The following is a 346-nucleotide window of genomic DNA, read 5'->3' on the forward strand; positions in this document are numbered from 1 at the left end:
GGTAAAAGGTACTTGAAGATTCCTAAATTAGGCTATGTCAAAACCAGCAAGACTGGAGTTTTGCAAAACACTAAGATTAAGCGCTACACTGTTCTGCTTGAACCAACAGGAAAATATTATTTGTCTCTACAGGTAGAAATATCTGAACCAGAGAAGTACAGCTTAACTGGCAAACGAGTTGGGATTGATGTTGGCGTGGCTGATTTAGCGATTCTGTCTAATGGGCTAAAATATCCTAGTTTTGACAGTTCTTATTTTGAAAAGAAAGCTAAAATTTGGCAAAGAAAATATGCTCGTCGCAGACATTTAGTTAAATTACTAGTTTTGCAAGACAGGAATAAAAAGG

General features: G+C 36.4%; 1 protein-coding gene. It reads left to right on the forward strand.

Annotated elements, in window-relative coordinates; genetic code table 11:
* On the forward strand, nucleotides 1–346 hold a 346-nt coding region (locus MJX74_RS21525), incomplete at both ends, for a hypothetical protein (protein ID WP_476748537.1).

Origin of the sequence: Rheinheimera hassiensis (genome assembly GCF_022436675.1) — a bacterium.
Classification (GTDB): domain Bacteria; phylum Pseudomonadota; class Gammaproteobacteria; order Enterobacterales; family Alteromonadaceae; genus Alishewanella; species Alishewanella hassiensis.